This window comes from Streptosporangium sp. H13245, assembly GCF_055690525.1.
The window spans coordinates 366,388-391,524 of sequence record NZ_JBSZKT010000002.1; the positions used below are offsets into that span (position 1 = coordinate 366,388).

16 protein-coding genes are annotated in these 25,137 nt (G+C 71.7%); 4 read left to right on the plus strand and 12 right to left on the minus strand.

Annotated elements, in window-relative coordinates; genetic code table 11:
* The first annotated feature begins 337 nt into the window (after window positions 1-337).
* The gene (locus tag ACW9TB_RS05625; RefSeq protein ID WP_472746851.1) at window positions 338-2,497 is read left to right on the plus strand and encodes a hypothetical protein; all 2,160 of its coding nucleotides are present in this window, start codon (window positions 338-340) and stop codon (window positions 2,495-2,497) included.
* Window positions 2,498-2,501: 4 nt separating this feature from the next.
* On the opposite strand, the gene ACW9TB_RS05630 is transcribed toward ACW9TB_RS05625, so the two are convergent.
* The gene (locus tag ACW9TB_RS05630; RefSeq protein WP_472746852.1) at window positions 2,502-4,058 is read right to left on the minus strand and encodes a serine/threonine-protein kinase; all 1,557 of its coding nucleotides are present in this window, start codon (window positions 4,056-4,058) and stop codon (window positions 2,502-2,504) included.
* A gap of 288 nt (window positions 4,059-4,346) precedes the next feature.
* Between ACW9TB_RS05630 and ACW9TB_RS05635 the strand changes: the two genes are divergently transcribed.
* On the plus strand, window positions 4,347-5,318 hold the full coding sequence (locus ACW9TB_RS05635; protein ID WP_472746853.1) for a D-isomer specific 2-hydroxyacid dehydrogenase family protein: 972 nt from the start codon (window positions 4,347-4,349) through the stop codon (window positions 5,316-5,318).
* A gap of 46 nt (window positions 5,319-5,364) precedes the next feature.
* Here ACW9TB_RS05635 and ACW9TB_RS05640 read toward each other — a convergent pair whose 3' ends face one another.
* The 7 genes from ACW9TB_RS05640 to ACW9TB_RS05670 all read right to left on the minus strand — a co-directional run bounded on the left by ACW9TB_RS05640 (window position 5,365) and on the right by ACW9TB_RS05670 (window position 13,601).
* Entirely contained in the window at window positions 5,365-6,414 is a 1,050-nt protein-coding gene (locus ACW9TB_RS05640; protein WP_472746854.1) for an AraC-like ligand-binding domain-containing protein, read from the minus strand.
* A 180-nt stretch (window positions 6,415-6,594) separates the two neighbouring features.
* Window positions 6,595-7,758 (minus strand): M20 metallopeptidase family protein, encoded by a 1,164-nt coding sequence (locus ACW9TB_RS05645; protein ID WP_472746855.1) that lies wholly within the window; start codon window positions 7,756-7,758, stop codon window positions 6,595-6,597.
* A gap of 173 nt (window positions 7,759-7,931) precedes the next feature.
* Window positions 7,932-9,278: an amidohydrolase family protein gene (locus tag ACW9TB_RS05650; protein WP_472746856.1), complete on the minus strand. Its 1,347-nt coding sequence runs from the start codon at window positions 9,276-9,278 to the stop codon at window positions 7,932-7,934.
* A gap of 83 nt (window positions 9,279-9,361) precedes the next feature.
* Window positions 9,362-10,666 carry an MFS transporter gene (locus tag ACW9TB_RS05655; protein ID WP_472746857.1) on the minus strand — a complete coding sequence of 435 codons (1,305 nt, stop codon included), beginning with the start codon at window positions 10,664-10,666 and terminating at the stop codon, window positions 9,362-9,364.
* A 133-nt stretch (window positions 10,667-10,799) separates the two neighbouring features.
* Complete coding sequence (locus ACW9TB_RS05660) at window positions 10,800-11,282, minus strand: ATP-binding protein (RefSeq protein ID WP_472746858.1); 483 nt, start codon at window positions 11,280-11,282, stop codon at window positions 10,800-10,802.
* Window positions 11,283-11,465: 183 nt separating this feature from the next.
* The gene (locus ACW9TB_RS05665; protein ID WP_472746859.1) at window positions 11,466-12,422 is read right to left on the minus strand and encodes a TIGR03885 family FMN-dependent LLM class oxidoreductase; all 957 of its coding nucleotides are present in this window, start codon (window positions 12,420-12,422) and stop codon (window positions 11,466-11,468) included.
* A gap of 93 nt (window positions 12,423-12,515) precedes the next feature.
* The gene (locus tag ACW9TB_RS05670; protein ID WP_472746860.1) at window positions 12,516-13,601 is read right to left on the minus strand and encodes a hypothetical protein; all 1,086 of its coding nucleotides are present in this window, start codon (window positions 13,599-13,601) and stop codon (window positions 12,516-12,518) included.
* 239 nt (window positions 13,602-13,840) lie between these two features.
* Here ACW9TB_RS05670 and ACW9TB_RS05675 point away from each other — a divergent pair, with 239 nt between their 5' ends.
* A complete protein-coding gene (locus ACW9TB_RS05675) occupies window positions 13,841-14,818 on the plus strand; it encodes an SCO6745 family protein (protein WP_472746861.1) in 978 nt (325 codons plus the stop codon).
* Window positions 14,819-14,824: 6 nt separating this feature from the next.
* Here the strand turns inward: ACW9TB_RS05675 and ACW9TB_RS05680 are convergent, their stop codons facing one another.
* Both ACW9TB_RS05680 and ACW9TB_RS05685 read right to left on the minus strand, forming a co-directional pair.
* Entirely contained in the window at window positions 14,825-17,749 is a 2,925-nt protein-coding gene (locus ACW9TB_RS05680; RefSeq protein ID WP_472746862.1) for a glycosyl hydrolase, read from the minus strand.
* A gap of 623 nt (window positions 17,750-18,372) precedes the next feature.
* A complete protein-coding gene (locus ACW9TB_RS05685) occupies window positions 18,373-20,019 on the minus strand; it encodes a pyruvate, phosphate dikinase (protein ID WP_472746863.1) in 1,647 nt (548 codons plus the stop codon).
* A gap of 17 nt (window positions 20,020-20,036) precedes the next feature.
* Here ACW9TB_RS05685 and ACW9TB_RS05690 point away from each other — a divergent pair, with 17 nt between their 5' ends.
* On the plus strand, window positions 20,037-20,663 hold the full coding sequence (locus ACW9TB_RS05690; protein ID WP_472746864.1) for a transcriptional regulator: 627 nt from the start codon (window positions 20,037-20,039) through the stop codon (window positions 20,661-20,663).
* Between the two features lie 85 nt (window positions 20,664-20,748).
* Here ACW9TB_RS05690 and ACW9TB_RS05695 read toward each other — a convergent pair whose 3' ends face one another.
* Together ACW9TB_RS05695 and ACW9TB_RS05700 are read right to left on the minus strand one after the other, a co-directional pair.
* Window positions 20,749-21,597 (minus strand): alpha/beta fold hydrolase, encoded by an 849-nt coding sequence (locus ACW9TB_RS05695; RefSeq protein ID WP_472746865.1) that lies wholly within the window; start codon window positions 21,595-21,597, stop codon window positions 20,749-20,751.
* A 444-nt stretch (window positions 21,598-22,041) separates the two neighbouring features.
* Complete coding sequence (locus tag ACW9TB_RS05700; RefSeq protein WP_472746866.1) at window positions 22,042-24,903, minus strand: AfsR/SARP family transcriptional regulator; 2,862 nt, start codon at window positions 24,901-24,903, stop codon at window positions 22,042-22,044.
* Between the last annotated feature and the right edge of the window lie 234 nt (window positions 24,904-25,137).

Here is a 25,137-nt window from a genome sequence, read left to right on the forward strand (position 1 = left end):
TCTCCCCGGCGGGGAAAAGCCCCGCGCGGGTGGCCGTCCCGGATGGCCGCTGAGCTGCGACCTCTGGGAAAACCGCGACACCATGTCAGCGTGTCGTCACACTGAGGTGTGACAAAGTCGGCTGATTGCGGCAGCCCTCGGAGCCGTTGAACCCGATTTACGTCATATACGGCCCAATTCCGCAATAAAACAGCATTTATGGTGCAATTTGCGCCCGCTGGAACCTGCGGAGCCCGGCTGACATCCAACCCCGTACGACTGGCGTCCATTTATCGGAAGTGAGCCGTACATCCCCCAGGTTGATGACATATGAGGTGTCGTGACTATGGCGTCGAACGTGACGCGGTTATATCAGGCGGTGCTGCGCGACCCGGCCGCACCGATCTCGATCCGGCTACGCCGTACCTTCTCGGAGTGGGTCGTGGGAAAGGGGTTCCCGCCCCCGGGCGCCGCGCGGGCGATGGTCGAGGCCGAGGCGGGCCGGGCCCGGCTCACGATGGAACGGCGCGGCGACTGCGGCCGCTACACGCTGGACGAGCCGTACGGGGAAGGGCACCTGCGGACCCGGGTGACCTACGCCGAGTCGGTGCCGGGCATGACCGGGTGGGTCATCGTCACCGTGGACCGGCACGGGGGGCGGGAGGCGGAACGACAACGGCGGGAACCGTACCGGAACGGAAGGCGTGACCGGGAACGCGGGGAGAGGGTGGTGAGCGTGCCCGGTTTCCTTCCCGCGTACCTGCGCACCGCGCGGATCAGCGACGGCGGCGTCCAGGTGGAGGGCGGCCCGACGGTCCTCCAGGAGGATGACATGGACAGGTTCGTCCCCGTGATGACCGAGCCCCTCCGGAGGGTGCCGATCCTCGTCCTCTCCGTGGATCCCCACAACCCGGAGGCGGCGCGGGCCCACGCCGACTATCTGGCCGGCGCGGTCACCGGCGCGGGCCTGGTGGTACGGCTCGCCGACCTGCGCGCCCAGAACCGGTTCAACAAGGTGATGGGCAAGGAGTTGAGTGTGTTCGGCGGCGGGATCCGCACCTACCTCGCCCCCCTCGACCCCGCCGGGGAACGCGACCCCCGCAGGCACCCGCCCATGGGCGCCGCCATGATCCGGGACCAGGGGGACGCCGCCCTCGACCGGATCGCCGGAGGAGCGGTCGGCGAGGTCGTCCATCGCGAGTTTCCCGAGGACGTCCAGCGGACGCTCCACGTCGTCTACCGCGTGCTCGCCGGGCGGGCCGACCTGAGTGAGATCGCCGAGGCCGCCGCGCTCCGGCCCGCGAAGACCGACTCCGCCCGCGAGGAGCTACGGCGGCGGATGATGGCCATGACCCGGCGCCCGGCGCCCGCCACGCCCGCCAACACGGCCACCGAGGTCCCCGCCCCGGAGGAGCCCACCTCGGAGGCCAAGGAGACGGAGCCCCAGGAGACAGAAACCCAGGAGACCGAGGAGACAGGGAAAACCGTCTCCGAAGCGTCCGGTGCGGAGGAGATCGCCCAGGTGGTGGCGGACCTGGTGGTCAAGGAGCTGCGCGGGGAGCTGGAGACGGCGCTGGGACTCGCCACGTCGTCGCAGACCGTCGGCGGCGACTCCTCCGCCAGGATGCTCCGCGAGATCCGCACGCTCGGCACGCACCTCTCCGGCCTGCGCGACGTCGTCGCGGAACAACGCGACATCGTCGCGGAGCAGCATGGAGACGCCACAGAATCGCGAAACGACGCCACGGAACCGCGAAACGTCGTCCCGGAACGACGAGCCAACACCGCGGAACGGCGAGGCGACCTCATGGAAAGAAGAGGCGACCTCCCGGAGGAGGAGACGGACCGGCCCGCCGGGATGAGGAGCCTCCGCGAGGAGCACCGGCTGCTCACCGAGGAGTACGCCGAGGCCGTCACGAACGCCAGGAAGCTCACCGAACGGGTCCGCTGGCTGGAGGGCAGGCTGGCGGAGGCGGGCCAGCCGGTGTACGGCGTGAACGGGGAGGCGCCCGTCTTCGAACCCGCCAGCCTGGTCGAGGTCCTGATCGAGGCCCGCGAGAGCCTGCGCCACATCGTCGTCGGCGACACCGACGGCGCCGCCGCCCGGCTGGACCTGGACCACCCCGCCCAGTCGCGTACGTGGGCGGCGAAGGCGTGGGACGCCCTGCGCGCCCTGGAGGACTTCGCGAGGGCGCGGTCCGGCGGGGAGTTCGCGGGCGGCTTCTACGAGTGGTGTTCCCACGGCTCTCCCGGGCGCCTCACCATCCCCACCGGGATGCTGTCCATGCGCGAGTCGAAGAGCGTGGTCACCCGCGCCAAGTTCAGCGATCGGCGGACCTTCGCCGTACCCCCCGAGGTGAACCCGGGCGGGCAGGTCCTGATGGAGTCCCACGTCAAGCTCCGGCCCGTGGGCTACCCCGCGCCCCGGATGTACTTCCACGACGACTCCGGCGGTGCCACCGGCAAGATCTGGGTCGGCTATCTGGGCGAGCACCTCCCCAACACCCGTACGAACTAGCCGTTCAGTGATCGGCGAGGCCCTGGAGGATCGCGCGGACCTTCCCGGCGTTGTGGTGGTACGGGCCGTACCTGCGTTCGAGGTCCGGCAGCAGCTCGCCCAGCACCCGCTTGGCCCGTCCCCTGTTGCCCGCGTCGAGTTCCACCATCCCGATCTGGCTCCGGAGTTCGAGGATCCGCTCCTCGTCCGCGCCGAACCGTCTCTCGTCGGCCAGGAGCCGCCGGAGCTGGGCCAGGGCGAGGTTCGTCTCCCCGATCGCCGCGTGACACCCCGCCTCCATCAACCGGCACCGCAGGGCGAGGTTGTTGTCCGGCCCCTCCACCCTGGCGACGTCGGCCGCCAGCCGATGGAACTCGGGCGCGGCCCGGCGGTAGTCGCCGCCGAGGAAGAGGGCCTCGGCGAGCTCGATCCGCAGGTCGACCACGGCGGAGCTCGTCGAGCCGAAGGAGCCCGCGGCGGGCCCGACCACCTCCGCCAGGAGGTCCGCCGCCTGGCCGAAACGGGCTTCCGCCTTGAGGAGGTCGGCGTCCCTGCGGGCACGCTCGATGTCGGCGCGCTCGATCTGCGCCAGTCCCGCCGCGCGCCTGATCCGCGCCGGCCGTACCGGGTGGGCGGGCTGCCGGTTGTCGGCCAGCGAGGAGGGGATGCGCCCGACGACGGTGGCGTACATGCGTACCGGGTGGGGTGTGTCCAGGTTGACGTAGCCGGGAAAGGGCGGCAGCTCGCGGCAGAAGTCGAGCAGCCGCTCGTAGACGGCGTCCGCGCTCTCGGGCCGCTTCTCCGGCGTCTTGGCGAGCAGCGACAGGACGAGCCGTTCCAGCCCCTCGGGCACGTCCCGTCTTCTCGCGCGCAGCGGCCGGGGCGCGACGTCGGTGTGGTTGCGCATCGTGGCCAGCGGCGTGGGCGCGGCGAACTGGTTGTTCCCGGCGAGCATCTCGTCCAGGATCACGCCGAGGGAGTACAGGTCGCTGCGCGGCCCCGCGCTCCCGGTCATCGCCTGCTCAGGCGCCATGTACGCCGGTGTGCCGAGCACCTCGCCCGTCCTCGTGAGGTTCGTCGTGTCCGTGGGGACGAGCGCGCCGGCGATGCCGAAGTCGAGGACCTTGACCGTGCCGTCGGGGCAGAGCATCAGGTTGCCCGGCTTGAGATCGCGGTGGACCAGCGAGTTGGCGTGGGCCACGGCCAGCACCGAACACACCTGGGCGGCGATCGCCACGGCCCAGGCCACCGGCACCTCCGTCTCGTCGAGGAGCGCCGAGACGGAACACCCCCTGACGAGTTGCATGACCATGTAGAGGTCGTCACCGTGCGGTCCGCAGTCGTAGATGGTCGGCACCCCCGGGTGTTCCAGCCGGGCGGTGATCCGCGATTCGCGGACGAAACGCCTGGCCAGTTCCTCGTCCCGGCGGCCGTCGGGAAACCTGTCGGCTTTGATGAATTTGATGGCGATCTGCCGATCCAGGCGTTTGTCGTAGCCGAACCAGACCTCTCCCATTCCGCCGGAACGGCGTGACGTGGGATCCAACTCGTAACGGCCACCGATGATCGTTCCTCTGTCCAAAACGATCCGCCTTCCAGAAATGCCCCGTCTTCCCCAGGAAAATGTAGCGCTCCCGGAGTCCTGTCGCTTTGTTGGGAAGTTTCGCCAGTTCACCGCCTCGCGGATGGATCGGATCGCGACGGACGAGGGCGTCGAATGCGCCACGCGTTCGCAACTCGGCTTTTCACATGCCCCGGTGATACCGGTCAATTCCTGTGTTAGTCACGGGCCTCCGGGAAGTGAACGGCGGGGTGGCATCGCCCCCGGGCCGGTGATACGCCACGGGTGGGCTACGACAGAATGTCGTTCATGGAAGCCCGCATCGCGATAGCCCCGTCCAGGGAGGCGAGGACGCCCCACGGCCGTCCCGGCTCCTCCGATGCCGACCTCGACCGCCTGCGGCGCCGGATCGAGAAGGCCGTGTCCCGAGGCGGCGGTTCCACCGTCCCGCTCGCCGAGGCCAACGGCCTGGTGTGGCTGATCCCGGGTGAGCCGGAGACGCTCGGGTCGGCGCTGGAGGCGCACCCCGGGATCGGGTGGGTGCAGTTCCCCTGGGCCGGGGTGGAGAGGTTCACGACGTCCGGCGTGTTCGAGCGTCCCGTGGTCTTCAGCTGCGCCAAGGGGTCGTTCGCCGGGCAGGTCGCCGAGCACGCGCTGATGCTGATGCTGGCCTGCCTGCGCAGCCTCTCCCGCCAGGCCAGGACGCCCGCCTGGTGTCCGGTGGATCCCCAGTCGCTGCACGGCCGGAGGGTCACGATCCTCGGCGGCGGCGGCATAGCCACCGAGCTCGTCCGCCTCCTGCGGCCGTTCGAGTGCCGGATCCGGGTGATCCGCCGCCGCCCCGAGAAGGTCGAGGGCAGCGACGAGACGCTGCCGCCCTCCGCCCTGCCCTCGGTGCTTCCCGAGACCGACCTCCTGGTGCTCGCCCTCGCCCTGACGCCGGAGACGAGGCACGTCGTCGGCGCCGCCGAACTGGCGCTGCTGCCGCCGCACGCCGTCGTCGTCAACGTCGCCCGAGGCGCGCACATCGACACCGGCGCGCTCGTCGAGGCCCTCGACGCGGGAACGATCTCCGCCGCCGGTCTGGACGTGACGGATCCCGAACCGCTCCCCGACGGGCACCCCCTGTGGGCCGATCCCCGGGTGCTCATCACCTCGCACTGCGCCGACTCCGCCGAGTACGTGGCGCGGATGTTCTGCGAGCGGGTCGAGCGCAACGTGGGCAACCTGCGCGCGGGCCGCCCGCTGGAGGGAGTGATCGACCCCTCCGCGGGATACTGACCGCCCCTCCCGGGAGTACGGGTTCCGCGGGTCCGCGTGGTGACCGTCAACCACCGGCCGGTGTTCGCCGGTGGGCGTCCGCCGTGCCCCTCAGTTCCCGGAGCCGGCGCCGGTAGGCCGCGGGCGAGGTGCCGTAGGCCGCGCGGAAGGCGCGGTTGAAGTGGGAGTCGCTGGTGAACCCCCAGCGGGAGGCGACGGTGCGGACGGGCAGGTCGTCCATCAGGGGGTCGGCCAGGTCGCGGCGGCAGCGTTCGAGCCGTCGCAGGCGGATCCAGCCTCCGATGGTGACGTCCTCGGGTTCGAAGAGCTTGTGCAGGTGACGCAGGGAGATGTGGTGGGCCGCGGCGATGGTCGCGGGCGACAGGTCCGCCTCTCCCAGCTCCCGCTCGATGAACGCCTGGATACGCATGAGGAGGACCCCCTGGGGGTTGGACAGGGAGTCGGACGCGTCCGTGTCGAGTTCGTGGGCCAGCGTCGCGGCGACCAGGTCGAGGGCGATCGCCGACAGCCGCAGGACCTCCGAGGGCGAGCCCCGGCCAGGCTGCGCGATCAGCTGGTGGAGGAACCCGCTGAGCAGCGCGCCGATGCCCTTCCCGCCCGGCAGGCGTACGGCCAGCAGCCGTTCGACCGACGAGGCGGGGAGGGGCAGGAGGTCGCGGGGGAACTGCAGGATCAGCCCGTCGGCCACGTTCGGGCGGGATCCGCGCGCCGCGCCGGGTCCCGGGCCGTCCGCCACGGTCCAGGCGTGGAACGGGCGGGAGGTGTCGTACAGCGTGATGTCGGTCGGCGCCAGACCGGCCTCCCGGCCCTCCTGCTGGATGCCCGACCGGCCGCGAAGGGTCAGGGAGAGCTGGTAGTGGCCGGGGTCGGAGTGGCGGATCCGGCTCGGGCTGCGGCGCGCGTCGAACGAGACGCACCGCACCCGGGACAGCTGTGCCACCCCGAGGTCGAACATGCGCATCTCAGCCCAGAAGTCCTCGGCCTGGTCGCTGGAGACGTCCACCGAGACCACCGACCGCGCGACGGCCTCCCACCAGAAGTCGAACCGCTCCTCGGCGGGAATGCCGTCGAGCCGTAACACGGAAGGAAGCAGCAACTTTTCTCCCGACAGACACCATGAGAAGACTGACCGACGACCAGGAGAGGGGGCGGGGGCCGTGATCGTCCGTATCCCCCATCCCCTCACGCGAGTCCCGGCCTTGTCCACGCCAACGACCGTCACGCGCCCGGCGTTCCACACCTTTCTTCGCAACCTTTGTAAGTCACCCTAAATAGGTCAGACGCCCGCGCCGATCACCCGCGCGGCGGCGAGGTAGGCGGCGAGCAGGCTCTCGGCGACCGCCGTCACGGTCTCGTCTCCGGGCAGGAAGTACGGGCTGTGCAGTCCCGACGCCGTGTCGGTGCCCACGAACAGCATCAGCGACGGCACGACCGACGCGAAGTGGGCGAAGTCGTCGGCGCCGCAGGAGCGCAACGTGGCGGGCATGTGGTGGGCGACGTCGACGAGGATGCAGCCCGTCTCCTCGGCGAGGCGGGCGTCGTTGACGAGCACCGGCTCCCCGTGGGTGATCCGCACCTCCGCCTCACAGCCGTGGACGCGGGCGACGCCCTCGGCGACCTCGCGGAAGCGGTGGTGCAACTGGTGGCGCCAGGGCTCCGACATCGTACGGAGGGTGCCACGGGCGGTGGCCTGCCCGGGGATCGCGTTGGGGGCGGTGCCCGCCGACACGGCCCCAAAGGTGACGACCGTCGGCGTCATCGGGTCGGCGTCACGGCTGACGAGCTGCTGCGCGGCCACGATGATCTGGGCGAGCGCCAGGACCGAGTCGCGCGACAGGTGGGGATAGGCCGCGTGCCCGCCCTGCCCCCGGACGACGACGGTGAACTCGTCGGAGGAGGCGTTGACCGCGCCGGGCGTGCAGGCCGTCTCACCGGCGCCGAGCACCGGCTGGACGTGTGCCGCGATCATCGCGCCGACCTGGTTCCTGCGCAGCGCGCCCGAGTCGACGATGTCGCGGGCGCCGGAGGGGTGGGTCTCCTCGCGCGGCTGCAGCACCGCGACCATCGGCGCCGGTGCCCGTACGCGGTCGACCGCCCGGGTCAGCGCGACCAGGGCCGCGAGGTGCACGTCGTGGCCGCAGGCGTGCATGGCGCCGTTGCGCGAGGCCCAGGGCACGTTCGTCTCCTCCGGGATCGGCAGGGCGTCCAGCTCCCCGCGTACCCCGACGGCCAGGCCCTCGCCGCCGACGCGGAGGAGCGCGCCGGTCCCGGCCACCCGCTCCATCGCGCTGCCCTCGGGCAGCGCGTCCAGCACGCGCTTGAGCGTCGGCTCCTCCTTTCCCGACACGCACGGCTCGGCGTGCAGTTCCCGCCGCAGCTGGAAGGCGGCGGGCAGCTCGGCGTGGAGGGCGGCGCGGAGCCGCTCGTGGATCTCGTTCATCGACTCTCTCCGGGCCGGTGGGCGTCGTGGCTGACCCTCACGCGTCCTCCTCGGCGAGTGCGCGGACGTGAGTGCCGATCATGGGTCTCCCTCTGCTGTGCGTGGTGCCGTTCTCTCGGTACATAGGTGTGTGATGGTCGTTCTCGTCGACGGCCCCGGGGCCGGTCACCGGGTTACCCGGTCTCTCCGAGGCCGTAGACGCGGCGGGCGTTCCGCGCGCCGATCATGGTGGCGACCCGGACCGCCTGCGGCTCGCTCCACTCGCCGTCCGCGACGAACCCCCCGAGGACGCGGGTCATCGCGCGGCGCCAGAGCAGGGCGCCCAGGTGGTGCAGCTCCGCGGGCCCCCAGGCGTCCGAGGAGAAAAGGATCTTGGCGAACGGCGCGAGCTCCAGGCTCTCGGCCACGACGGCCACGCCGCGCGCCCCGGTGTGGTTCACGCCCAGCCCGACGTCGAAGTAGACGTGCGGGTAGACCTGGGCGAGGTAACCGGCGTTGCGGTGGTACGGATAGCAGTGCAGCAGGAGCAGGGGGACGCCCCTGGGCTCGGCCAGCTCGATGAGGCCGCGCAGCAGCAGGGGGTCGGAGCGGCGCAGGTCGAGGTCGGGGTCGCCGTACCCGGTGTGGAACTGGAGCGGCAGCCCGCGCCCGAGGCCCGTCCAGACGAGGTGACGCAGCAGCACCGGGTCGTCGACGCGGATCGTCCCGGTCCGCCCTGACTCCCGCAGCCAGCGTCCGGCCGCCGCCGTCACCTCGGCCGGGGTGGGCGGGGCGGGGTCGACGTCGAGCCCGTACCGGTAGGCGACGACGCTCTTCAGGCCGCGCGCCGTACGGGTGCGCTCCCACAGGGCCGCCTCGAAGCGGGCGGCGAACCCGGCGGCGTCCGTTCCCGCGGCGACGACCCCCTCGGCGACCGACTCCAGCCGGACGACCTCCTCGACGGGCCGCCCCGTGAGGTCCGCCATCGGCGCCGGGCCGAGGATCTCCTCGCCCCCGTAGCCGGTCTCCAGGAGGAAGTGGCCGACTCCGGCGGCGGCCAGCAGGCGCCGGTTCACCTCCCGGGACCCGAGCTCGGCGCGGCGGGCGAGGTAGGTCTCCGGGTCAGGACGCGGGTCGAGACCGAGGACGGGCGCGCAGTGCCGCAGGACGGCGAAGCCGAGCTGCGAGTCGAACTGGGTCATCCAGCCGGGCACCGGCCGGTCGGACTCGGTGATCAGCTCCTCGAACCGCCTCCGCGACGGGTCGCCGTCCAGGGCGCCGTGGACATGGTGGTCGACCAGCGGTATCGCCGCGATCGCCCGCTCCAGGGACCCGGCCTCCCCCGGCTCGGTGACACGCTCCGAAGCCCCGGACTCTTTTAACCCAGCACGTTCCGAAGCCCCGGCCCCTCTCAGCCCAGCACGCCCCGAAGCCCCGGACTCTCTTAACCCGGCACGTTCCGAAGCCCCGGCTTCCCCCGCCCCGGTCGCGCGCTCCAGGGACCCGGCCCTCGCCGGGGAGTCCATGGGTGCCGGGATCATGGTGGAACACTCCTCGAATCTGCGCCGCTGGGATACGAGGTGCCCATGAAAGGGGGATGTCATGCCCCGATGTCCCATCCGGCTCAGCCGCCGATCGGGCGCTCCACCTCGCCGGACGTCCCGCCCGTCGTCGTACCGGCGCCCGTCGTTCCCGCGCCCTTCGCCCGGACGGCGTACGCGAGGGTGAGGGCGACGACGGTGACCGGGAAGGCGGTGGCGACGAGGAGGCCGGTGCGCAGACCGGAGCCGCCGTCGTCGGGGAGCGCGTCCGACAGGGTGGTCAGGAACCCCCCGGCGGCGGCGGAGGCGTCCGCGGCGGCCCCGGCGATCCAGGGGCCGACCGCGCCACCGGCGTCGCCGAAGACGGCCAGTACCCCGAACATGGCCGCGCCGCCGAGGGGGAAGCGGGCCGAGGCGAGGCTGAAGGTCCCCGGCCACAGGAGGCTGACGGCCAGGCCGCACACCGCGCAGCCGACGAGACTGACCACCGGGTTGGAGGACAGGCAGACGACGAGGTAGCAGACGGTCGCCAGCGCGCCGCACGAGGCCATCGCGGGCACCAGCGGGATCCGCTCGCCCCACAGGCCGTAGACGATGCGGCCGATCCCCATCAGGACCGCGAACAGGCACGGGCCCGCCAGGTCACCCCACACCTTGGAGACGCCCAGTCCCTCCTCCGCGAAGAGGGAGGACCACTGCGACATGGTCAGCTCGGCCGCGCCCGCGCAGAGCATCAGCACGACGGCCGCGACGAAGGCGGGGGCCCCGAAGAGCGCCCGCAGGGAGGTACGGTGCTCGTCGGGCACGGTCGCGGGCAGCGGCACCCTCAGGAACGCCACCATGTTGGCCAGCGGGACGATCGCCCAGGCGACGGGCAGGACCTGCCACGCGTCCTGGCCGATCCAGGCCAGCAGCAGCGTGCTGCCCGCCACCACCGCGACCTGTCCCCAGCAGTAGAAGGAGTGCAGCAGGCTCATCGCCGCGGCCTTGCCCTCCTGCGGGCTGGGCAGCGCGTCCACGACGGGGCTGACGAGCACCTCCAGCAGGCCGCCGCCGACGGCGTAGACGATGATCGCGACGCACAGTCCCAGGTACGGGGAGGGCGACACGGCCGGGGCCACCGCCAGCAGCACCAGTCCCAGCGCCGCCAGGATGTGGGCCAGCACCAGCGGTACGCGGTAACCGGTCCGGTCCACGAACTTCACGGCCACGATGTCGGTGACCAGCTGGGTGGCGAAGTTGAGCAGCACCAGGCGCCCGAGCATCTCCAGCGGCAGCTGGTAGCGGGTCTGGAACACGATGAACAGCAAAGGGGCCAGGTTGTTGACGATGGCCTGGGTGACATATCCGGTGTAACAGGCACGGCGGGTGTGATCGTACGTCGTCATGGGTGATGCGGTTCTCTCACTGAGGGGCTGGCCGTCCCGCACACTACGGGGCGGGACGACACGGAGGCACACCCGCCCCCGCCTCCGGAGTGAAGGACCACCAGGTCACCGGGGCACCGGGAGCTCCCGGTGCCTACCTGAGCCGCAGGACCGGGGCGTCGGCGGAGCGGAGCCGGGCGGGAGCGAAAAGGTCAGCGGGAGGGCCGAGGACGAACCAGACGATCTTTCCGCCGGAGGAGGGGTGGGTGACACCCCATTCGTCGGCGAGGGAGTCGACGATCTGGAGGCCCCGGCCGCCGGTGGCGTCCATGTCGTGGGCGCACACCCGGGGAGACCCCGTTCCGGGGTCGAAGAGCTCGCCGCGGACGAGGTTCCCGCCGCCGCGGATCCGCAGCGCGCACGCGGCGCCGCCGTACCTGACGGCGTTGGTGACCAGTTCGCTGACGATCAGCACGCAGTCGTCTATGAGATCGTCCGCGCCCCACAGGGAGAGCTCCCGGCGGACCAGCGAGCGGGCCTCGCGCACGCTCGCGGGGGCGGCGGACAGCAGGCACTCGCCTACGTACTCGTGGGCGACGTCGAGGGACGCCGCGGATGAGTTCTGCTGGAGAGACACTGCGCCTCCTTCTGATGGGAGCGCTCCCATGACAAATGTAGAACATTCACCTACATCTGTGAATTGATTTCCCCCTCCTTGTTTCCATCACATGTCGAAAAAATGAGGGGGAGTCACTTCGTCTCACGACAGCCGGGGCGGGTCCCCCTCCGTCCGCGAACCCGCCCGCGTCGCGCGAGGACGTCAGCTCAGCTGGGGAAGGACCTTCGCGCCGAAGGCGTCGATGTAGGCGGACTGCTCCTGGCCCACGTGGTGCAGGTAGATCTCCTCGAACCCCAGCTCCGCGTACTCGTTGATCCTGGCGGCGTGCCAGCCCAGGTCGGAGGAGACGTTGACGGCCTCGGCGACCTTCTCGGGCGAGACGTCCGCGGAGACCACGTCGAAGAGCTCGGCGGTCTCAAGATCCCAGCTGACCGGCGGGGAGAAGACGTTGCTCCGCCACTGGTCGTGGGCGATGGCCATGGCCTCGTCGTCGCTCTCGGCCCAGCTGAGGTGAACCTGGAGCGCCACCTTGCCCTCGCCCCCGGCGTCCCGGTAGGCCCCGATGACCTCGCGCAGCCGGTCGACCGGCCCTCCCACGGTGATCAGGCCGTCGGCCCACTCCGCGCACCAGCGGGCCGTGTCGGCGCTCACCGCCGCGCCGACCAGCTTCGGGGGGACGTCCGGGCGGGTCCACAGCCGGGCGCGGTCGACGGTCACCAGGCCGTCGTGGCTGACCTCCTCCCCCGCCAGCATCGCCCGGATGACGTCGACGCACTCCCGCAGCCGCTGCTTGCGAAGCTCCTTGCGCGGCCAGTGGTCGCCGGTGATGTGCTCGTTGCTCGCCTCGCCCGTACCGAGGGCGGCCCAGAAGCGCCCGGGGAACATCGCCCCGAGGGTGCCGATCGCCTGGGCGATGATCGCGGGATGGTAGCGCTGGCCGGGGGCGTTGACCACGCCGAACGGCAGGTTCGTGGCCTGGAGCGCCGCGCCCAGCCAGGACCAGGCGAACCCCGACTGTCCCTGCCGCTCGCTCCACGGGGAGAAGTGGTCCGACGACATCGCCGCCCCGAACCCCGCCTGCTCGGCCCGCGTGACCGCTTTCAGTAGCTCTGCCGGATGGATCTGCTCGTGTGAGGAATGGAAGCCATAAGTCGCCATCGTCTCCGGCTACCCGGGAGAAGGGCGTCCATTCGGGCCGTACGGGCGAGGACGCGGTACCGCCCGCGTCACGGGCGGTACCGCGCCCGAACCTCAGAAGGCCGAGGTGTAGGTGACCAGCGAGGGCTGGGCGACGCGGGTGGTGGCGCTGTAGCAGACGACGTTGCGGACGATCGCGACGCTGCCGCTGGTGTTCCAGATGGTCTGCAGGTTGCAGAACTCGGGACCGGGACCGTACGCGGTGGCCTGGACCTGGTCCTGCAGGACCCCGACCCTCGGGAAGGTCACCAGGCGCTGGCCGAGCCCCGAGCTCTGGACCGTGTTCACGCCCGCCTGGGAGTTGTAGTTCACGGCCGGGGGCACCGGCGCGTACGGGCCGGGGTTGGCCGGGGTGTTGTCGAAGGTGTAGGCGAAGTTCTTCGGCGGGATCGCCGCGCCGGTGATGGCGCGCTCACGCTGGTAGGTGAGGGTCCATCCGGTGGTGAGCGGCACGTTCGTCGCGTTGTGGCAGCGCACCTGGACCGCCTGCGCGCCCACGCCGGGAGCCCAGGCGCCAACCTTGCAGCGGGCGGGCTGGCTCGGGTTGACCGCGGTGACCTGGAGGTTTCCGGCGAAGCCCGACGAGCCCAGGCCGGGCAGGGTGACCGTCCAGACGCCCGCGCCCCCGGCGACGGTGTTCACGCCCCCGGCCGAGTTGAACTGGGTGGCGATGGCGGCGCCGTTGTAGTGCACGTAGCCGAACGCCTGCGGTGCGGGCAGCACGCCGGTGCTCTGCTCGAAGACGATGCTGTACGGGGTGAAGACCGGAGCCCCTCCGTACCGGTAGCACTGCACCGCCACGACCAGGTCGGTGCCCGAGGGCCCCCAGTTCTGCGCCTGGCACCAGTAGGCGGTTTCGGAGATCGCCGTGACGTGGACCACGCCGCCGGTGATCGCGATCTGCGGGAACCGCACGAAGGTCTGCCCGGCCCCGCCGGGAGTGACGCTGACGTTGAACCCGGGCGCCCAGCTGCCCGCCTGGTGGTTGAGGTCGGGAATGCCGGAGGTCACGTTGACCACCGCGAAGCCCCACCGGTTGGGAACGGCCGCCTGCGCGCCCGTGGCCACCGCGACGACGCTCGCGGTGAGCATCGCGATGACACACAGGACCCTGAACATCACTCTTCGTAACTGCCGCATGCCGTACTCCATTGGTTCGGGGGGTGGGGCTGATCGGACGCGACCGCGGCACCAGGGAGTGGGAATGTCTGGAATCACAGTTCGTCCTGAGCCCTTGATAACCCGCCCGTTCCCCCTTGAGAAGACCCAACCTGACAGGTGAGATGACCTCGTCTTCCCAGATCAGGTCAGGGGTCGGACCAGATGACAGCTCTCTCATCGAGAGATCTTCCGGTCGTTCCGCCGAGTACCGTATGAACATGCGCAGCCGATCCGCCAGGATCCACGAGACGGGGTGTGAGACCGTGCCGGAGCCCGAAGAACCGAACGTTCCGCGTGTCATGTGGCAGTTGCTGGAACCTCTGCACGCCGTCACCTACTTCGCCCCCGAGGCCCGGGCGGCGGCCGACGCGGTCGGCATGCGCGGTTTCTGGATGGGCTACTTCGCCTCCAGGGCGGCACCGCTCGGTCCGGTCGGCCCCGGCGTCGTCACGGCGGCCTTCCACGGTTTCCCCCCGGCCAGGGTCTCCAGGGCGCTCCCCGACGCGTGGACGTTCGCGACCCCCGGCGACGTGCTGCGCGCCCGGCTCGACGGCGCGGGAGCGGCGCTGCGCGACCTGCTCACCGAGAAGGTGACCTGCTCCGACGACCTGCGCGCGGCGGCGGAGCTCGCCTGGGAGGCCGCCGGGCTCGCCGACACCGCGGGACGGGTGCTCGGCGCGGCCAACCAGGCGCTGCCCGCGCCCGACGAGCCGCACCTGCTGCTCTGGCAGGCCGCGACCACGCTGCGCGAGCACCGGGGCGACGGGCACGTGGCCGCCCTCGTCGCCCACGGCGTCTCCCCCGTCCAGTCCCACCTGCTCAAGGTCGCGGCGGGCGAGACGGACCTGGACCAGCTGCGCCTGGCACGGCGCTGGGACGACGAGGAGTGGGAGGCCGGTGCCGCCGCCCTGCGCGAGCGCGGGTGGGTCGACGGTTCCGGCGCCCTGACGGCCGAGGGGACGCGGGAGCGCGGGCGGATCGAGCGGCTGACCGACGAGGCCGCGGCCGCTCCCTGGCGGGCCCTGGGAGACGAGCGCACCTCCGCGCTCGCCCTGCTGCTGCACCCGCTGACCATGGCCGTCCTGGAGTCGGGCGTCATGCCGCCCTCGAACCCGATCGGCCTGTCGTGGCCGCCCATGGAAAGCGAGGGCGGCCGGGGGCTCACGCTCCCGGCCGCCCCGTCACCGGTCGACTGAGGGGGATCAGCCGAACGGCAGCCGTACGAGGGACTGGTTACCGATGCCGAGGTTGACGGCGCCGTTGCCGATGGCGTTCCAGACCTCGACCCTCACCTGGCCGTTCGACAGGTTGCCGAGCGCTCCCGAGGAGGACTGCGGGCCGGTTCCCTGCGTGTAGTGCTCCCAGCCCGTCACCGGGTCGGTGGCGAAGTACCCGTAGGTCTCCACCCTGTCCCAGCTCCCGTTGCCGGTCAGGTCGTAGGAGACCCTGACCTGGGTGCCGTTGGCGACCCCGGTGCCCGCGTCCACGAACAGGTCGAACGCGGTGGTGCCGCCGTTGTGGGCGGCGGTGAGACCGGTCGCCGTGAAGACCCGGGCGTTGGTCGGCACGCCGTCGTGGTTGCCGTTCGCGGCGGCCACCGCGACGCTGCCCGCCGCGCCCGCCGTGCCCGGCAGGCCGCCGCCGCTCTGCAGGTAGCGCGTCGCGGCGAAGCCACCCGGATCCGGGGTGGGCGTCGGGGTCGGGGTGGGCGTCGGGTCGGGGTTCGTGGTGCCGCCGCCCGCGTTGCCGCCGCTCCAGGTGAAGGCGCCGGAGGTGACCGTCTTGCCCGCGGGGAGGTTGAGCACGGTCCCGTTGGAGAAGGTCACCGTGAGCGGGCTGCCGGTGATGTTGGACGCGACGTAGGTGCGCGCGCCGTTCTTGACGAACACCTTGGCCAGCGGGTGGTTGGCGGTGACGGTGGTGTCCACCGTGCCGAGGGCGGCCAGGTTGCGGATCCAGTGGAAGGTGTGCGCCCTGCTCTCCCCCTCCTCGGGGGTGTACGCACCGGCGCCGCGCAGGTTCGCCAGGGCCGCGTCGCCGTTGCCCAGCGCCTGGAACTGCCAGAGGATGTCCCGCCACACCGTGGGTGGCCCGCCGTTGTTGCGTACCAGCTCGGCGTAGTTGGCGTTCACGTAGGCGGGGTTGTCGCCCAGGTAGAAGTGCCCGCCGGTGATCGGGAGCATGTTGATGCCCTGGATCATCTCCGGCTCGCCGCTGAACCAGGTGGCGTACGCGCCGCCGCTGCCCCAGACCATGCCGACCGTGCTGTGGCCGAAGGCGGCGGGGAAGTTCTGGTTGCGCACGTCGAACCAGTACTCCTGGATCGCCGCGTTCTGGGTGGTGTAGATGAAGATGCCCGCGTCACGGACGGTGGTGTTGCCGGTCGCCTGTCCCCACTGGATGAGGGCGTTGGCGAAGTTCATGCCCTCCGACGACGACTCCTGGTTGTTGCCGGAGCCGAACGAGCCGTGCCCGGCCGCCCAGTCGTGGCCCGCGTAGATGTCGAAGTCACGCAGGTACGGGAAGCGGGTGTCGTTGCGGTCGTAGTTGTTGGCGTCGCGGATCAGCAGGTCCACCATGCCGCCGTACTGGCTCGTCCTCGCCCAGTTGGGGTCGAACTTGGCCAGGGTCGCGGCCGCGGCGATGTAGTAGCCGTAGTGGAAGTGGTGGTCGTTCAGCTCCAGGTCGGAGCCGTAGGAGGCCGGGTAGCCGAGCAGGGTTCCCCAGCTCGGGTTGTAGTAGAAGACCCGGCTGGTCTTGCCCGGTGAGGCGGTGAACCAGTCGTTGAGGCGGGTCCGGATGGCGTTCAGCGCGGCGGTGCGCACCGACGTCAGGTTGAGCTGGTCGGCGATCTCCGCGATGCGGGCGGCCCGGCCCAGGCCCTTGCCGGTCCAGTAGGTGTCGTCGCCGCGGATGTCCATCGGGTTGCCGAGCTCGGCGTTGAGCTGGTTGGTGACCGTGGTGAGGTCAGCGCCGGAGCTGTCGCCCACCGCGGGGATCTCGGGCAGCACGCCGGTGTACTTCATCGACGTCTGGAACTGCGTACCGGTGACGATCTTCATCTGGCCGCGCGCCGAGACGTACGTCTGCGCCAGCGGCGTCGAGCCGGTCAGGTAGTTCCACTGGTGCGGGTAGAGCGCGATGACCGTGCCGGTCTGGCTGCCCTGCCTGGCCGTGGTGGTGAAGGCGTACGTCGTGGTGAGCGAGCTCGCGCCCTGGTTGTAGGCGTACGAGACGCGGGTGCCGGTGACGTGCGCGTGGGCGTACTGGCCGTAGGTGGCGGCCAGGGCCGCGCGGTCGCCGCCCGCGGGGAGCGCCGCCACGGAGAAGAAGCCCCTGCCCGCCAGGGCGGAGCTGATCGTCGAGCCGCTCACCGACCAGGTCGCGCCGGTCGGCGCGTAGGCGACGTAGTCACGGCCTCCGGCGGTGAAGCCGATGGTGCCGCCGCTGTTGGACCACACCGTGGGGGTGCCCGCGGCGGTGATCTGCGCGTCGCCGCCGGTGACCTGGAAGTACGCGAACGGCAGGCCGTGGCCGATGGTGGCCTTCATGGTCCTGCCCGCGCCACTCCAGTACGGGGTGACGGTCCAGTCGCTCCAGCCGTCGACCTTGACGTCCGGCGAGCTCAGGCCCGCGACGCCGACGCGGATGTTCTCGACGTACGGGTAGTGGTACTCGCCGACTCCGGTCGCCGTCCCGCTGATGGCAGGGGTGGTGTTGTAGGAGAAGCCGAGACCGTTGCCGAAGGTGTCGTACGAGATCGGGTGCGCGTGGAGCGGCTCGCTGTAGGCGCAGTCGGTCTTCTTGTAGAGGAGCGACGACCACCAGTCGTTGGTGGGCACGGCCCCGGCCGGGGCGTTGGCCGTCACCCACTGGCGGGGGTTGGTGGAGACGGAGCCGCAGCCGGCCGGCAGCGAGCGTCCGGCCGGGAGGGTGTCGGCGTAGCTGCCGGCGCCGACCGTGGCGGCCTCGGCGGAGCGGGCCGCGCCGAGACCGAGCAGCCCGGCCACCATCGCGACGACCACACCGGCGGCGACGCTCCTGCGGCGGTTCCTGATGTGGCGGGCGAGTCGTCCTTCACGGGGGTGCGCGCTGTCCGGACCCGTGGTCCGGATCGAGGGATCCATTGGGGGGTGCCTCCGGGGAGAGGAATCGGGCTCTGAAGCTGACCGATATGAGAGAGCGCTCTCTCACCGAAAAGTAACGGGCTGCGTCACGGCAGTCAATGTTTCGCGTTGGTAACGAATAGGTAAAGTACAGAGGTGCAGGCGAGAGGGCGTAAGCACAGAAAATAGGGCGTTCCACCGTTCGGCGATGCCCCCCAGTGCGCACGTGTCCCGCATCGACTCCCTGGCCGACGATCAAGAAATGGATCTATCCTGATCTGAGAGCGCTCTCTTAGCTGATCGACGTTCACCGCCGGTCGGCCCCTTGGCAGTGCCCGCCCCCACCTTCGGCACGCCATCGTGAGGGACCGCGAACCGGAGCCGCCGCGCGAGGAGCGGGACCCGGGCCGCTGCCGGGGCACGCGATCCCCCGGGGGCGCACCACCGCGCGAACTCCGGAACGCGCCAGCACACCGAACCGTCACGCCGGGGCAGCACATCGAACCATCGCGCCGGGCCATCGCGCCGACAAGCGGGACCCGGGCGGGAAGCCCCTGTGCATCCGGGATCGCCCCGCGAACAACCCGCGCCGGGCCGTCGGCCGCGCAGTGGCCACGGGTGATCGAGGTGCGGAATCCGGGGATCTAGGTGTTCAGGAGGACCTCGCGGGCCGCCGTGAGGCGTTCCGCCTCGTCGCGGTCCGAGGCGTCGCCCGAGACCTCGTCGGCCCATTCGAGCAGGCGGCGCAGGTGGGAGTCGGTCGTGGCCGTGGCGGTGCGGTGGCCGCCGACGAGGACCTCCCCGCCGGTCCCGTCGATGGTGATGATCGCGCCTTCCGGGAGGGTGCGCCCACCGGCCCGTACGCAGGCGGCGGCGACGTCGACCGTGAGGTCCGCGGCTCCCACGACGGCGGGTTTGCCCATCGCCCGCGCGACGACGGCGGCGTGGCTGGCCGGTCCGCCCCGGGCGGTGACGACTCCCGCGGCGGCGGCCAGACCGTGCATGTCGAGCGGGGAGGTGTGCGGGCGCATCAGGATGACCGGGCCGTCGGCGGCCATCCGCGCCGCCCTGTCGGCGGTGGTCGCCACCCTGCCGACCGCGACCCCCGGGCAGGCACCCAGCCCCCGGGTGAGGAGGTCACCCGGGTCGGCCGTCTCTATCCGGGGCGTACGCGCGTGGCGGAGATGGTGCGGGGAGACTCGGAGCAGTGCCTCGCGGCGGCCGACAACGCCCTCGTCGGCCAGGTCGACCGCGACCCGGACGGCGGCGCGCCCGACGAGGTTGCCCGGCCGCACCTGCAGGATCCACAGCTCGCCCGCCTCGAAGGTGAACTCCACGTAGCACGTGTCGCGGTAGTGCTCCTCGATCCGGTTCAGGGCCTCCAGGAGGCCGGTCCACACCTCCGGCTCGCGTCCGGCCAGCTCGGCCAGCGGCCGGGTCGCCGACCTCCCGGAGACGACGTCCTCGCCCTGGCGGCCGAAAAGCACCTCACCGAACGGGACCCTCTCACCGGTGTTGGGATCGCGGCTGAACGCGACACCGGTGCCACTGCGCTCGTCTCGGTTCCCGAACACCATGGCCTGCACGACGACGGCCGTGCCGAGGTCGTGCGGGATGTCGTGCAGTTCGCGGTAGGTCCTGGCGCGCGGCGTATCCCAGGACGAGAACACGGCCCTGACGGCGGGCTCCAGCTGCCCCTTCGCGTCGTCCGGCACCGATCCGCCGGGCCGCCCGCCGATGAGGGCCTCCACACCCCGGATCGCCTCCGCGAGGCGCGTCTCCCTGTCACCGCTCTCCTCGCCGCCGTCGCCGCGTTCGGTCACCTCACGCGCGACGGCCTCCAGGCCGTCCGGCTCCACGCCGAAGACCGCCGAGGCGTAGCCGGACAGGAACCGCAGCCGTGAGTCGAGCGCGAATCTCGGGTCGCCCGTCTCGGCCGCCAGCCCCGCCGTGGTCTCGGCGGTGAGGCCGAGGTTGAGGATCGTGTTCATCATGCCGGGCATCGACACGGTGCCGCCCGAGCGCACCGACACCGTCAGGGGCCGCCCGGGGTCGCCGAGGCGCCGTCGCGTGGCGGCTTCGAGGCCGGAGACGGCGGCCGCCAGCTCGGCGTCGAGCCCCTCGGGAAACCGCCCGTCACGGAGAAAGGCGCGGCACGCCCCGGTGCCGATGACGAACCCGGGGGGCACGGGCACCCCGAGCCGCCGCAGCACGACAAGGCCGTACCCCTTACCGCCCAGGACGCTCGCGGTCTCCTCGACATCCCCGGAAAGCGGGTGAATCCAGGCCATCGATGTAGCATATCGGCGTGCCGAACCCACCCCACGAGACCAGCCCCGACCTGCTGACGCTCCACACGCTTCGCTGCGTCGGGTTCGCCGGTCTCGCCCGTGTGGCCGAGGCGACGGGGCTCCCCGAGTCCGACGTCGAGTCCGAGCTGATCGATCTCGCGGTGGCCGGGCTCGCCACGTACGCTCCGGGTGACTTCGGCGGGTGGAGCCTCACCGAGGCCGGTCGCGCCGAGGACGCCAAGCGGGTCTCCGCCGAGCTGGACGCGGCGGGCACCCGGGCCACGGTGCTTGGGACCTACGACGACTTCCTCGTGCTCAACCCGGAGCTGCTCGATCTCTGCACGGCGTGGCAGATGCGCTTCGCCGACGGTGTCGCGATACCGAACGACCACACCGACCCCGCCTACGACTCCCGGGTCCTGGACCGGTTCGCGGACCTCAACCGGCGTGCCGACGCCTCCTGCGCGGATCTGTACGCGGCGATGCTCCGGTTCCGGCGGTATCAGGTCCGGCTCACCGAAGCGCTCACCCGCGCCGAGGCGGGCGAGCTGGACTACGTGTCGGACAGCCTTGAGTCGTACCACACCGTGTGGTTCCAGTTTCACGAAGACCTGCTGGTCACCCTGGGCATCCCGCGACACTGACCGGTTCCGGCGCGGGCACGGCCGCCTCCCGGACCGGGTCGTCGGGAGACAGCCGTATCCGGCCCTCAAGGGCTCTTGGAGGCCCTCAGGGGCTCGAAAGCACCTCGTCGAGCTTGGCGGCGAACGCCTCATGCCGGGTGCCGAAGGCCCCGTGGTCACCGGGGAACATCACGTGCCGTCCCTCGATCCGCTCGGCGACGACGAAGGAGGCCCGGTAGGGCGGCTGCCCCTCCGAGGCTTCGCCCGCCACCATCACGACGCGCGCCGAGGAGGCCCGCAGCGCGTCGGCGTCGGGGACGTAGCCGACGAACGGCGGGACCTCGTAGCCGATGAAGAACTCCGTGTTCTTCCGCATGCGCGCCATCGTCTCCGCCGTCTCGGGGGAGGGCTCTCCCCGCTCCCCGCCGGTGGCCGCCTCCTCGTGCTCGCTGCCGGTCCGGTCGAACCCGGTGGCGAAGGCCCGCATGGCGGCTTCGGTGCCCTCCTTGGCGAACGCCTCCTCCACGTCCCGGATGACGGCCCGCCAGCGGTCGCGGTCGGGCAGCAGCTCGAACAGGGGCGGCTCGTGGGAGACCAGGACGCGCACCTGCTCGGGATGGCGGGCGGCCAGCTCCAGGCCGATGATCGCGCCGGAGCTGTTGCCGAAGACGTACGCGGGGTCGTCGGCGGTGACGCCCACCTCCACCAGCAGGCGGTGCGCGTCGTCGGCGTGCGTCTGGACGCTCTGGGTCTCCGGCGGCCCGTCCAGCGGGCTGCGCGAGTTGCCGCGCCGGTCGTAGGTCACCACCGTGTATCGGTCGGCGAGCCGCTCGGCCAGGCCCGCGTATCCCGCGGCGTCGTAGATCCCGCCGCAGATCAGCAACAGGATCGGCCCCGAGCCGCGAATCTCGTGGTGCAGGGTCGCGCCGGGCACCTTCAGGGTGTTCGTCTTCATGGGCCGCATGGTCGTTCCTCCTCGAAAATCGTCGTCCGTCTCGCTTCACCGATCACAGAGAATCGGAGCCACGGATGCGTTCTCGACATCCCCACCCACAGGACTTCAGGGAAAGAGTGCCTCCTCCGCCGGTAGGCCACCCCGGGTTGGCGGCGCGTGCCGGACCGCGCCACCGCCACCGTCCCCCTCGCTTCCCCTCGGGGAGGACACCACGCGTCGCCCGCCGGTCGTCATGACGGCCGGCCCGGTGACGCGCGCGTAGCGGTGCGGATCCACACCCCCGATAATGCCAGCCACCACCGACAGTTCCGGGCCCGAGCACGGTGTCCCCCGCCCGACGGAACACGCCGGGCGCACGCGGGGAGGCATGCCCGGGTTCACCACGCGAGCCGGGCCGGACGCGGAACACGTCCGCTCAGCCGGGCGGATGCGGAAGGCGTCCGCTCAGCGGGTCAGCGCGGTCTCCTTCGGCCCGGTGTCCCACCGCGAGGTCTCGTCCCGCTCCAGCAGGGCCCGTACCTCTCCGGCCTCGGGCATGTCCCGGCGGACGAAGATCTCAAGCGCCTCGGTCAGGCAGGCCTCGGCCCGGCCCGGCTGGCCGAGCCGGGAGAAGGCCTGGCCGAGCGCGACGAGCGCCTTGCCCTGGATCCACTCGTCGCCCGCCTCCGCCATGAGGCCCAGCGAGTCCTCGGCGCAGTCGACGGCGCGGTCCGGCTGTCCCAGGGCGAGGTGGGTCTCGGCCATCCGCAGCAGGGTCGCCCCCTCCCGGACGCGCTGCTTGAGCCTCCGGTACGCCTTCCGCGTCTCCAGGAGCCGGGAGAGCGCCTCCTCGGGGCGCCCGGCGTCGCGCAGCACGACGGCCGACCGGTACATGATGTCGGGATCCGCCCCGCCGCCCAGCTCACGGATGGTGCGGTCGGCCAGCTCCACGGCCTCCACCGCCTCGGCGGTCCTGTCGGCCGACGCGAGCGCGAGTGCCATGTTGCCCAGGCCGACGGTCTCGCTGCTCCGGTCGCCGAGCCCGCGCCAGACCTCGACCGCCTCGGCGTACAGCGCGATCGCCTCGGTCTGCGACCCGCGGCTGGCGACGACCATGGCCAGCAGGTTGAGGCTCTCCGCGTACCGTGCCAGGTCACCCTCCGCGAGGCTGAGGTCCCGCGCGGCGACGCCGTCCTCGATCGCCGCGTCGAGGAACCAGCGGCTCGCCCAGAACCCGCCGCGCACGCACCGGGCGTGCGCCTCGGCGCGACGTTCCCCCCGGGCCGCCGCCGCCTCGACCAGGGCTCCGGCCGCCCGCTCGTAGCGCTCGGGGGTCACGTCGGTCTCCAGTACGTCGGAGGCCATGTCCAGCAGCCGGATCGCGTCGGAGAGGACGCTTCCCGGTGTCCGGGCGATCTGGTGCACGCAGCTGACCACCCCCTGCTCCTCGTCCTCCGCCCAGACCACCCCGGCCTCCTCGTCCGCGAAGAACGCGGCCGGCCGGTCCGAGCCGGACACCGGGACGCCCGGATAGGTCAGGTGGTAGGCCGCCGCCATACCGGCGAGGTAGTAGCCGAGCAGCCTGGCCAGCGCGGCTCGCCGTACGTCCTCGTCGTCCGGCCGCGACCGGGCGAAGATCTTGAGGAGGTCGTGGTAGCGGTAGTGGCCGGGAGAGGGCGACTCCAGCATGCTCACGTCCACCAGCGCCTCGCACACCTCCTCCGCGTCCGGCTCGTCCAGCCCGAGTACGGCCGCCGCCGAGCCCAGCGAGAAGTCGGACGCGTCGGGAACGGCCAGCAGCCGGAACGCCGAGGCGTGCGCGGCGTCGAGCTGGTCGTAGCCGAGGGCGAACGTCGCCTCGACGGCCAGGTCGTCCACCCGCAGTTCCGCCAGGCGCCTGCGCTCGTCGGCCATCCGGTCGCGCATCCTGGCCACGCTCCAGGCGGGCCGCGCCGCGAGCCGCGAGGCCACGATCCTGATCGCCAGGGGCAGGTACCCGCACGCCCCGATCAGGTCCGCCGCCGCCTCGCGCTCGGCGGCCACCCGCGCCTCCCCCACCACCTTGGCCAGCAGCTCCATCGCCTCGTCGTGGGGCAGCACGCCCAAATCGACCTGGCGTACGCCGGACAGGCCGATCATCTTCGCGCGGCTCGTCACCAGCACCGCGCATCCGGCGGCGCCCGGCAGCAGTGGCCGTACCTGGGCGGCGTTCGCGGCGTTGTCCAGCACGACGAGCATCCGCCGGTCGGCCAGCGTGGAGCGGTACGTCGCGGCCCGCTCGCCCGGCTCCTCGGCGTCGGCGGGGACCTCCGCCCCGAGGGAGCGCAGGAACCGGGCGAGCACGGTCTCCGGTGCGAGCGGCTGCGCCCCCGAACCCCTGAGGTTCACGAAGAGCTGGCCGTCGGGGTAGTCCGGCGCGAGCCGGTGCGCCACGTGGACGGCGAGGGTGGTCTTGCCCATGCCTCCCGCGCCCGACACGGCCGAGATCACCATCGCCGGGGGGTTCCCCGACCTCAGGGCGTCCACCATCTCGTCGACCTCGGGCTCCCTGCCGGTGAAGTCGGCGGTGTCGGCGGGGAGCTGCCGGGGCACCCGCCTGACGGCCGGGCTCGCCGCCTCCTTCCTGCCGAGGGCGGGGTCGGCCGTGATGATCCGCTGGTAGAGCTCCGCCAGCTCGGGCGAGGGGTCGATGCCGAGCCCCTCGGCGAGCAGTTTCCTGGTGTCGGTGAACACGCCGATCGCCTCGGCCTGCCTGCCCGACCGGTACAGCGCCAGCATCAGCAGGCCGGAGAGCCGTTCCCTGGCCGGGTGCTCCCCGCAGAGCGCGGTCAGCTCGGCGACGACCTCGGCGTGCCTGCCCTCCTCGACCTCCCGGGCGAGCCTGCGCTCCAGCACGGCGAGCCGCCGTTCCCCGAGCCGCGTCCGCTGGCCCTCGGCGTAGCCTCCCTCCAGCCCGGAGAGCGGCTCTCCCCGCCAGAGGGCCAGGGCCTCGTCGTATCTCCCCTCGCGGGACAGTCCCTCCATCGTGACCAGGTCGCGGATCCCGCCGACGAGGGCGTACCCGCTGCCGATCGAGGTGATCACCTCGGCGCCGAGGGCGGAGCGCAGGCGCGAGATGTACGTGCGCAGCGTGCCCATGGCGGTGCGGGGGCGCTCCTCGCCCCAGATGGCGTCGAGCAGATGGTCGTTGCCGACGGTCCTGCCCTCGGCCAGGAGGAGGACGGCCAGGACCAGCCGCTGCTGGGGGGAGCCGATCTCCACCTCGTCGCCGTCCCGCCAGACGCGCACCGGCCCCAGTATCGAGAACCGCAGACCGGGATCACTCATCCGACAGCGCCGTCTTTCCCTCGTTCTCGGACAGTCCCGTGGAACCGCCGCCGCTCTCTCACGCGTGCCGTACCGTGCCTGCTCACCACGATGAAGCATCGTATGGCAGCGCCTCGGCCCCTGATGAAAAACCGGCAAACCTCCTCGTTTTCCGCATTTCGGATGCCCTCTTGATGATCATGGGCGACCGCACCGCCGCGCAAGCGGCTTCCAGGGTCGCGCAAGCACTTACGT

Excerpts from the sequence above, each read along its gene's own strand:
- ACW9TB_RS05670 (WP_472746860.1), bottom strand. The coding sequence starts at position 13,601 with ATGCGGCAGTTACGAAGAGTGATGTTCAGGGTCCTGTGTGTCATCGCG.
- ACW9TB_RS05665 (WP_472746859.1), bottom strand. The coding sequence starts at position 12,422 with ATGGCGACTTATGGCTTCCATTCCTCACACGAGCAGATCCATCCGGCA.
- ACW9TB_RS05685 (WP_472746863.1), bottom strand. The coding sequence starts at position 20,019 with ATGGCCTGGATTCACCCGCTTTCCGGGGATGTCGAGGAGACCGCGAGC.
- ACW9TB_RS05650 (WP_472746856.1), bottom strand. The coding sequence starts at position 9,278 with ATGATCCCGGCACCCATGGACTCCCCGGCGAGGGCCGGGTCCCTGGAG.
- ACW9TB_RS05645 (WP_472746855.1), bottom strand. The coding sequence starts at position 7,758 with ATGAACGAGATCCACGAGCGGCTCCGCGCCGCCCTCCACGCCGAGCTG.
- ACW9TB_RS05675 (WP_472746861.1), top strand. The coding sequence starts at position 13,841 with ATGCGCAGCCGATCCGCCAGGATCCACGAGACGGGGTGTGAGACCGTG.
- ACW9TB_RS05635 (WP_472746853.1), top strand. The coding sequence starts at position 4,347 with ATGGAAGCCCGCATCGCGATAGCCCCGTCCAGGGAGGCGAGGACGCCC.
- ACW9TB_RS05695 (WP_472746865.1), bottom strand. The coding sequence starts at position 21,597 with ATGAAGACGAACACCCTGAAGGTGCCCGGCGCGACCCTGCACCACGAG.
- ACW9TB_RS05680 (WP_472746862.1), bottom strand. The coding sequence starts at position 17,749 with ATGGATCCCTCGATCCGGACCACGGGTCCGGACAGCGCGCACCCCCGT.
- ACW9TB_RS05700 (WP_472746866.1), bottom strand. The coding sequence starts at position 24,903 with ATGAGTGATCCCGGTCTGCGGTTCTCGATACTGGGGCCGGTGCGCGTC.
- ACW9TB_RS05655 (WP_472746857.1), bottom strand. The coding sequence starts at position 10,666 with ATGACGACGTACGATCACACCCGCCGTGCCTGTTACACCGGATATGTC.